The organism is Sphingomonas sp., assembly GCF_048594985.1.
GTDB lineage: Bacteria > Pseudomonadota > Alphaproteobacteria > Sphingomonadales > Sphingomonadaceae > Sphingomonas_I.
On sequence record NZ_JBMDXG010000225.1, the window covers coordinates 1 to 8,581 of the forward strand.

Consider the following 8,581-nt stretch of genomic DNA (forward strand, 5'->3'; position numbering starts at 1 on the left):
TCACCAAGGGTGAGCAGTATCAGAACCAGGTCTATGTCCTGCCCAAGCATCTCGACGAGAAGGTCGCGCGCCTCCACCTCGACAAGCTTGGCGTGAAACTGACCACGCTGACCGAAAAGCAGGCGGCCTATATCGGCGTGACGACCTCCGGGCCGTACAAGCCGGATCATTATCGCTACTGAGCAGCGATTAACCCCGTTTCACATCATCGGCCCGCTGTCCTAGAAGCGGGTCGATGATGGGGGATGTATCGTTCGGTGGTGTTTTGCTGGCCAGCCTTGCGGGGCTGTGGCTCGCATTGGCGATCGGTGCGACGTGGTTCGGCCTGCGCAAGGCGGCGCAGGCCCAAGCGGTTATCGGCGAATCGCGCGCGATCGGCACGCTCCTGTCGGGTGCGCCGGCGGCGCCGCTTTTGATCTACCCGGGCGGCGCGGTCGACGCCGACCCGCGCATCGCCGCCTGGCTGGGCCTGGAACGCAACCCCCGGACGCTGGAGCAATTGGACGGTCCCACCGGCCTTCCCGAGGGCGACTTCCGCAGGCTTGCGGAAATGATCGAGGCGACCCGAGCGTCGGCGCGCCCGGTTCAGATGACCTTGTCGCGCGGCGAGCGCGTCTTTTCGATCCGCGCCGAGCCTTATAGCGTCGAGGAGGATGGGCGCCGGGCCGTTCTGCTGTGGGTGCACGATGTCAGTGACATGCAGCATGCGATCGCGCGGCTCGACCAGCAGGTGGCTCGCATGCGCCGCGCGCTCGACAGCCTCTCGGCGCTGATCGAGGCCGCCCCCTTCCCGATGTGGCATCGCGGTCCCGACCTCGATCTCGCGCTGGTCAACGGCGCCTATGTCAACGCAATCGACGGCCCTGACGCCGAACAGGTCGTGAAGCAGGGCATGGAGTTGATCGAGAGCGGCAACGGCCCCAGCCCGCGCCTTTGCGCCGCCGAGGCGCGCGCGACCAACCAGATCGTGCTGCGGAGCGCGCCGGCCATCATCGGCGGCGAGCGGCGGATGATGCGCGTTGCCGACGTGCCGATCGGTGAAGCGGGAGTCGCAGGCTATGCGATCGACATCCAGGATCTGGAGGATGCGCGCGCCGAGCTCGGCGATTTCGTCCGGGCCCAGCGCGATATGTTCGACCGCCTTTCAGCGGGCGTCGCCCAGTTCGCGGCCGACCGCACACTCGTCTTCTACAACCGGCAATTCATGCGCCTTTTCGCCATCGAGACCGACTGGCTGGCCGAACAGCCGGAATTCGACCGGGTTCTCGAACGGATGCGCGACGCACAGCGCGTGCCCGAAAGCCGCGACTTTCCCAATTGGAAGGCGGAGCGCCGCCGCTGGTTCTCGACGACCGAGGCGGTCGAGGAAAATTGGCTGATCCCAGGCGGCACGCATCTGCGCGTCGTGGCGCAGCCCTTGCCTGATCGCGGCCTGCTGCTGATTTTCGAGGACCGGACCGAGCATCTCCAGCTGGCTAGCGCGCGGGACACCTTGGTGCGTGTGCGGACGGCCACGTTCGACAGCCTGTTCGAGGCGATCGGCGTCTTCGCCGCGGACGGGCGCCTCAACCTCTGGAATTCGCGCTTTCGCGATATCTGGAACCTGCCCGACGAGGATCTGGCCCGTCAGCCCCGCGTCGACGTGCTGGTACAGGCGATCGCGCCGCAACTGCTCGACCCTTCGCGCGCCGGCGCGATCCGCGACATCGTCCGCGTCGCCACGCTGGAGCGCCAGCAGCGATCGGGGCGGATCAGCCTGGTGGATGGTCGCCATTTCGAGTTCGCAGCAGTCCCGCTGCCCGACGGGAATGCGCTGTTCACCTTGCTCGACATCACGGCGAGCCGCGGGATCGAGGAAGCACTGCGCGATCGCAACGAGGCGCTGGAGGAAGCAAACCGGCTCAAGAACTCGTTCGTCGCGAACATGAGCTATGAGCTGCGCGTGCCGCTCACCTCGATCGCGGGTTTCGCCGAGATGCTCGCGAACGGATATGCCGGCGAGCTGAGCGAGACCGCGCGCGACTATGTTGCGGCGATCCTGGGGGGCGTGAGCCAGCTCACCAATCTGACGAGCGACGTGCTCGACCTGACGCAGAGCGCGGTCGGAACGCTGCCGATGACGATGGAGCCGCTCGCCGTGTCCGATCTCGTCCAGGCGGCGGTCGATCATGCGCGCGAGCGCGTGCAGGACGCCGGGCTCGCCTTATCGGCCGAGATCGAGCCCGATGGCGGAACGATCGCGGGCGACCGCCGCCGGCTGCTCCAGGCGCTGGAGCATTTGCTGGGCAATGCCTTGACCTTCACCCCCCCCGGTGGGCGTGTCCTCGTGCGCAGCAGGCGGATCGACGGTATGGCGGAGGTGATCGTGTCCGATAACGGACAGGGCATGTCGCCCAAGCAGCGCGAAGCGATTTTCGACCGCTTCAACCGCTCGGCCGCCGACGCGACGCCCGAGGACGCGATTGCCGGCGGGCTGGGCGTGCCGCTCGCGCGCCATCTGGTCGAAGCGCATGACGGCACGCTCGAATTGTTGTCGGAAGTCGGCCGGGGCACGAGCGTGATCGTCCGCATTCCCCTGAGCACGAGCGAGGTGGTCGCGTGAGCACCGGCGCCATCCACCTCGCGGACGCAGCGGCGACCGAGCAGGCAGGACAGGCATTGGCGGAAGCGCTGCGGCCGGGAGACGTGGTTGCGCTTTCGGGTGATTTGGGGGCCGGCAAGACCACCTTCGCGCGCGGCGTGCTGGCGGCGCTGGGGCTAGAGGGCGAGGCGCCGAGCCCCAGCTTCGCGCTGGTGATCGCCTATGCCGCCGACGAGCTTCGCCTGCCGCTGTGGCATGTCGACCTATACCGGATCGAGGAGGGGGAGGAGCTGAACGAACTCGGACTCGACGATGCACGCGCGGAAGCCGCGTTGCTGATCGAATGGCCCGAGCGGATGGGCGCGCGGCTATGGTCCGATGCGTTGCGGCTCGTCATGGTCGAGGAGCAGGCCGGCGGCCGGCGCTTGACTTGGGATGCGCCGCCGTCATGGGAAGGGCGATGGCCACCCGCCCAATGACCCCGCCCGCCGATGCCGAAGCCTTCGTCAGGGAGGCCGGCTGGGGCGGCGCGGCGATTTCGCCGCTGGCCGGTGACGCCTCCTTTCGGCGCTATTTCCGCGTCCACGCCGGCGGGCGCAGCGCGGTGCTGATGGATGCGCCGCCGCAGCACGAGGACAGCCGGCCGTTCCTGGCCGTGGCCGATCACCTCCACGCACTGGGCTTTGCCGCGCCTCGGGTGCTGGCGCGGGATCTCGATCGCGGGCTGATCCTGCTCGAGGATTTCGGCGACGCGCGGATGAAGGAAGTGGTGGAAGCCGATCCGGCGCGCGAAACGCTGATCTATGCCGCCGCGATCGACCTGTTGCGCGATCTCCACCGCCAGCCGCCCGGCACGCTGCCGCCCTACTATATGGCGGTCTACCAGCGTGAGGCGGGCCTGTTTCCCGACTGGTACATGCCGGCGGTCGGGCTGGAGCCCGCGCCCGGCTATGCGGCAGCATGGGACGAGGTGCTGGCGCCGATCGCCGATGATCGCTCGGCCACTGTGCTGCGCGATTATCATGCCGAGAATATCATGTTGCTCGCCGACGGGGGGCTCGGCCTGCTCGATTTCCAGGATGCGCTGGCCGGACACCCCGCCTACGATCTCGTGTCGCTGCTCCAGGATGCGCGGCGCGACGTGAGCCCGGAGCTGGAGGAGGCGATGCTGGCGCATTACGGATCCGTCGATCGCGCCGCTTATGCCGTACTGGGCGCGCAGCGGAACGCGAAGATCCTGGGCATCTTCACGCGCCTGTGGAAGCGCGACGGCAAGCCACGCTACCTTGCCTACCAGCCACGCGTGTGGGCCTATCTGGAACGCGACCTGGCACACCCGGCCCTGGCGCCGGTACGCGCCTGGTTCGACGCGAACGTACCTACGGGCAAGCGCGCCGCCGCCTGGGCGGATCGCGTCGCATGACTATCCGGACGGCGATGGTGCTGGCCGCTGGGCTCGGCAAGCGCATGCGCCCGTTGACCGCTACCCGGCCGAAGCCGCTGGTTCCGGTGGCTGGCAAGCCGCTGATCGATCATGCGCTCGATCGGCTGCGCGCGGCCGGCGTGGCGCGCGCCGTGATCAACGTCCATTATCTGGCGGACGCGCTGGAGGCGCATCTGGCGATCCGTGGGCACGGGCTGGAGATCGTGCTGTCGGACGAGCGCGCCATGCTGCTGGAGACAGGCGGCGGCGTGACCAAGGCACTGCCATTGATCGACGACGAACGCTTCCTGATCGTCAACAGCGATAACCTCTGGATCGACGGGCCGGTGCGCGCGATCGACCTGCTCGACGCGCAGTGGGACGAGGATGCGATGGATGCGCTGCTGCTGCTCGTACCCATCGCGCGCGCCAACTGCTACGGGGGCGTCGGCGATTTTCGGCTCGATCCGCTCGGCCGTCTCGCCCGCCCTGCGACAGGCAAGATGGCGCCGTTCGTGTTCACGGGCGTCCAGCTCGTTTCGCGGCGGCTGTTCGCGGATGCGCCGGAGGGCGCCTTTTCCATGAACCTGTTGTGGGATCGGGCGATCGCCGCCGGCCGGGCGTTCGGCGCGGTGCACGAAGGTCTGTGGTTCGATGTCGGAACACCGCTCGCGGTGGCGAAATCCGAAGCGATGATCCTGGAGTCGGCGTGAGCGATCCCGCCGCGTCCGCCCCGGTGCGGCCGGCCCCGCCTACGGTCTACACGATTCCGATTCATCGCCCTTTCGCCGATGCGCTGGCGGCGGGACTGCTCGCGCGGGCAGGCGCGGATCGGATGCGTCTGGCGCGCACGACGATCCTGCTGCCCAACAATCGTTCGGTCCGGGCCGTGACCGACGCATTCGTCAGGCGGGCGGGGGGCGGCCTGCTGCTACCCCGATTGGTGCCCGTCGGCGACCCGGCGCTCGACGAGCGGCTCGGCACGCTGTTCGACATGGCCGACGCCGCGTCGGTGCCGCCCGCGATCGACCCCCTTGCACGCCAGCTTACCCTCGCGCGCCTGATCGGCGAGGTTCGGCCCGAGACGGATGCGGCCGGTGCGATCCGGCTCGCTGCCGATCTTGCCCGCCTGCTCGACCAGATGATCGTCGAGGACGTCGCCCCCGCCCGCCTGGCGGACGCGGTGCCGGATGCGCTGGCCGAACATTGGCAGGCCTCGCTGGACATTCTGCGCGTCGTTCTCGATCGCTGGCCGGAGGAGCTCGCCCGGCGTGGGCGGATCGACCTGGCCGACCGACGCAACCGCCTGCTCGCCGAAACCGAGCGCGCCTGGGCCCGGCGCGCGCCTGCCGGCCCGGTAGTGGCCGCCGGCGTCACGGTCGCGGCGCCGACCCTGGCACGATTGCTCCGTCGCGTGGCGCGCCTGCCCGACGGCATGGTGATCGTGCCCGGGCTCGATCGTGCCATGCCCGATGACGAATGGGATGCGCTGGCGGGCGGAGCGGGCGAGCGCCCGATGGAGACGCACCCGCAATATGCGCTGCGCCAGTTGCTCGACCGGATCGGAGTGGCGCGCGAGGAGGTGCGCGCATGGCCGCGCGGCGGCGGGGGCGGGGCCTCGGCCGATCGCGGGCGCGCGATCCACAATGCGATGGCGGCGGCGGTGTTCACCGACAAATGGGCCGACTTGCCGTCACGCGCGCGCCGCCTGTCGGGGGTCCGCGCGCTGACCGTGGCCAACCCGCCAGCCGAGGCGCAGGCGATCGCGCTCGCCATGCGCGAGGCGCTGGAGGTGCCGGGGCGCACGGTCGCGCTGGTCACGCCGGACCGCGCGCTCGCCGCGCGCGTATCGGCGCATCTCGCGCGCTGGGGGATCGAGGCGGACGACAGCGCCGGCCGTCCTTTGTCGCTGACCGCATCGGGCACCTTGCTCACCAGCATCGCCGACGCCGCGGCCGAAGGGTTCGCGCCGGTGCCGCTGCTGGCGTGGCTCAAGCATCCGCTGGTGCGTGCGGGCGACGCGCGGGGCGCCTGGCTGGCCGATGTCCGTCTGCTCGATCGCGCGTTGCGCGGGCCGCGTCCCGCACCGGGACTGCAGGGAGTTACGGCCTTCCTGCGTGAAGGTGACGTCCGGACGGCCCGGCTGCGGCGCGACATCCTGTCGTGGTGGGAAAGCGTGGTGCCGATGCTGGAACCGCTTGCCGCCGCCTTCGCGGGATCGGGCGTTGCGCTTGAGGAGATGTTCGCGCTGCTGCGTGACGCCGCGTCCGCGCTGGCAGGGGATGCGGCGTGGAGTCGACCGGCGGGCCGCGCCGCTGCCGATCTGCTCGCGTCCCTCGAGGAACATGCCCCGGACGGCCCACGCGCTGTCGCCACGGCAGCCGTTCCCGCCATGCTGCGGACCTTGCTCGACGGGGTGGCGGTGCGTCCGCCGCAGGGCGGTCACCCGCGCCTGTTCATCTGGGGGCTGATCGAGGCGCGCCTGCAGCAGGCGGACCTGATGATCCTCGGTGGCCTGAACGAGGGCACATGGCCGTCGCTGCCCGCACCCGATCCGTGGCTCGCGCCTGCAATCCGCGCAACGTTGGGCCTGCCCGGCCTCGAACGCCGGATTGGGGCAGAGGCTGAGCAATTCGCCGCCGCGCTCGGCGCGCCCGAGGTCCTGATCACGCGCGCTCGCCGCGACGCGCGCGCGCCGGCGGTGCCGTCACGCTTCTGGCTGCGCCTCGACGCGATGACGGGCGGGGTCACGCCCGCGCGTGCGATCGGCCGGTGGGCGGAACAGCTCGACCGGCCCGACGATTTCACCCTGATCCGCCGGCCCGAGCCGTCGCCCCCGGTGGAGGACCGTCCGCGCAGGGTCGCCGTGACCAAGCTCGACCGTCTGAAGGCCGATCCGTTCGCCTTTTATGCCGACGCCATGCTGAAATTGCGCGCCTGGGATGCGGTCGATGCCGATCCCAGCGCGGCCTGGCGCGGCAGCGCGGTCCATCGCATCTTCGAAGCGTGGATCAAGGAGGATGGCTGCGCGCCGTCGCGCCTGCGCCCCCGCGCCGAGGCGCTGCTGGCCGAAAGTGCCCGCCACCCGGTGCTGCGCGCCTTGTGGACGCCGCGCTTGCTGGAAGCGGTCGAGTGGATCGGGGCGCAGGTGGCCGATGGGGTGGCGCAGGGCCGTATTCCGATCGCGGCCGAGGTGAAGGGCGAGATCGCGATCGCCGGATTGAAACTGGAGGGCACGGTCGATCGGATCGATCGCCTGCCCGACGGATCGCTCGCGATCGTCGACTGGAAGACCGGCAAGCCGCCGTCGAAGCGCGCGGTGGCGGAGGGGTATGCGATGCAACTCGGCCTGCTGGGCCTGATCGCCGAGGAAGGCGGTTTCGGCGCGGCGCTGAGGGCAAAGCCGACTGTGTTCGAATATTGGTCACTCGCCGCGAAGGACGGCGCGCTCGGCCATATCGCGACCCCGACGGGGCTCAACAAGGCGGGCGAGGGGATCGACCCGGCTGACTTCACCAGCCGGGCCGCCCGCGTGCTGACCGATGCGGTCCAACGATACCTGTTCGGTGATGCCCCGTTTACCGCCAAGCTCCATCCGGAACATGCGCCATACGGCGATTACGATCAGTTGATGCGCCTCGACGAATGGTATGGCCGCTCGGCCCCGGGGGCGGGGGCATGAGCGGGCGTCTGTCACCGCTCAGCCGGCTGGAGGGTGCGCAGGCCGACGCCTCGCACCCGCGCCGGCAAGTGTGGCTGTCGGCTTCGGCCGGGACCGGCAAGACGCATGTGCTGACCGCGCGCGTGCTGCGGCTGCTGCTGACGGGGGCGTCACCCGATGCAATCCTGTGCCTGACCTTTACCAAGGCCGGCGCGGCAGAAATGGCCGAGCGGATCCAGGCGCGGCTGGCGAGCTGGGTGCGGATGTCCGACGCCAAGCTGCGCAAGGAACTTTTCGCGCTCTCCGAGCCTCATGATGACGCCGCCCTGCGTCGCGCCCGGCGCCTGTTCGCGCGGGTGCTCGACGCTCCCGGCGGGGGGCTGCGCATCCAGACCATCCACGCCTTCAGCCAGACCCTGCTCGCGTCCTTCCCGGCAGAGGCGGGCCTCGCGCCCGGATTCCGTCCGCTCGAAGGCGCTGCCGAGGCGGCGCTGGCGCGCGCAACCCTGGCAGAGATGCTGACAGCGGCCGAACGGACCGGTGATCTTGGGCTGATCCAGGATGTGCAGGTGCTGAGCCGCCGTCTTGGCGAGGAAAAGGCCGAGCGTTATCTGCGGCTCAGCGCGCGGGCGCACGACGCTCTGGCCGCGCTTGGCAGCAGAACAGGGATCGAGCCGCGAATCCGGACCGCGCTCGACGTTCCACTGGGCGACATCGAGTCATACATTCTCGAGCAGGTCGGCGATGCGTGCTTCGACCGCGCCTGCCTCCAGCGCATCGCCGAGGCCAATCGCGCGTGGGGCACGACGCGCGGCGCCACGCGGGCGGACGTCGTGGAGCGCTGGCTTGCCGCCGATCCGGCGGAGCGCGCGGCGACATTGGACGCTTTGCACGGCGTCTGGGCCAGGAAGGACGG

The 8,581-nt window shown here is 69.9% G+C and carries 7 protein-coding genes; all 7 read left to right on the forward strand.

The features are described 5' to 3' along the window. Window positions 1–182: adenosylhomocysteinase (locus ACOJSF_RS08915; protein WP_420141860.1), on the forward strand; the 182-nt coding region annotated here is incomplete at its 5' end. A 53-nt stretch (window positions 183–235) separates the two neighbouring features. Next, window positions 236–2,602, forward strand: coding sequence for a PAS-domain containing protein (locus ACOJSF_RS08920; RefSeq protein ID WP_420141861.1), 2,367 nt, complete (start codon window positions 236–238; stop codon window positions 2,600–2,602). Further along, window positions 2,599–3,060: a tRNA (adenosine(37)-N6)-threonylcarbamoyltransferase complex ATPase subunit type 1 TsaE gene (gene tsaE / locus ACOJSF_RS08925; RefSeq protein ID WP_420141862.1), complete on the forward strand. Its 462-nt coding sequence runs from the start codon at window positions 2,599–2,601 to the stop codon at window positions 3,058–3,060. The genes ACOJSF_RS08920 and tsaE overlap by 4 nt, the downstream gene beginning before the upstream one ends. Further along, a complete protein-coding gene (locus ACOJSF_RS08930; RefSeq protein WP_420141866.1) occupies window positions 3,057–4,004 on the forward strand; it encodes an aminoglycoside phosphotransferase family protein in 948 nt (315 codons plus the stop codon). The genes tsaE and ACOJSF_RS08930 overlap by 4 nt, the downstream gene beginning before the upstream one ends. Then, window positions 4,001–4,717 (forward strand): nucleotidyltransferase family protein, encoded by a 717-nt coding sequence (locus ACOJSF_RS08935; protein WP_420141863.1) that lies wholly within the window; start codon window positions 4,001–4,003, stop codon window positions 4,715–4,717. Before ACOJSF_RS08930 ends, ACOJSF_RS08935 begins: the two co-directional genes overlap by 4 nt. Further along, window positions 4,714–7,686 carry a double-strand break repair protein AddB gene (gene addB / locus ACOJSF_RS08940; RefSeq protein ID WP_420141864.1) on the forward strand — a complete coding sequence of 991 codons (2,973 nt, stop codon included), beginning with the start codon at window positions 4,714–4,716 and terminating at the stop codon, window positions 7,684–7,686. The genes ACOJSF_RS08935 and addB overlap by 4 nt, the downstream gene beginning before the upstream one ends. Then, on the forward strand, window positions 7,683–8,581 hold an 899-nt coding region (locus tag ACOJSF_RS08945; RefSeq protein ID WP_420141865.1), incomplete at its 3' end, for a UvrD-helicase domain-containing protein. The genes addB and ACOJSF_RS08945, both read left to right, overlap by 4 nt.